The 642-nt window shown below is 47.2% G+C and carries 1 protein-coding gene; it reads right to left on the reverse strand.

All coding sequences use genetic code 11. The annotated features are described in order from the left end of the window. Nucleotides 1–95 precede the first annotated feature (95 nt). Complete coding sequence (gene tnpA, locus ACCI49_RS24995) at nucleotides 96–524, reverse strand: IS200/IS605 family transposase (RefSeq protein ID WP_371841969.1); 429 nt, start codon at nucleotides 522–524, stop codon at nucleotides 96–98. Between the last annotated feature and the right edge of the window lie 118 nt (nucleotides 525–642).

Consider the following 642-nt stretch of genomic DNA (forward strand, 5'->3'; position numbering starts at 1 on the left):
TAAGTATCCCCCGGCAAAGCCGGGGGCTTTAATTTTGTGAGCCGCTCTAAGCGGCAATTACGGAACCTTCGGTTCCTTACGCCCCCAAGGGGCGACTATACCAGCACCAACTGATCAATTCGTTGATCTTCCTTTTCCTGGTTCTGTATATATGCCCTTATTACTGATTCATCTCTGCCTACTGTCGAAGCAAAATAGCCTCTCGCCCAAAAATGCTCACCCACATAGTTGCGGCGCTTGCCAGAAAACTGTCGTGCTATGTGGATTGCACTCTTCCCTTTGATATAGCCAATTACTTGAGCAACTGCGCATTTCGGTGGGATAGAGATCATCATATGAACATGATCTGGCATCAAGTGCCCCTCCTCAATCAAGCTCCCTTTCTGCTGTGCCAACTGGTGAAAAAGCACTCCCAGTTCATGCCTAATCTTCCCAAATAGCACCTTTCTCCGATACTTTGGTATAAAAACGATGTGATACTTACACTCCCATCGTGTGTGACTTAAACTATTCACTTGTCTCATAGTTTCTCCTTTGTGTGGTGCTTGGCGGCTCACACATCGGAGTTACTATGAGACTTCTGGAACTGTCAAACTATGCGTGCCTCCCCAGCAAAGCTGGGGGGTCTCCCATTTTTACTAG

The sequence above is a fragment of the Microbulbifer epialgicus genome, assembly GCF_041447265.1.
Taxonomy (GTDB): domain Bacteria; phylum Pseudomonadota; class Gammaproteobacteria; order Pseudomonadales; family Cellvibrionaceae; genus Microbulbifer; species Microbulbifer epialgicus.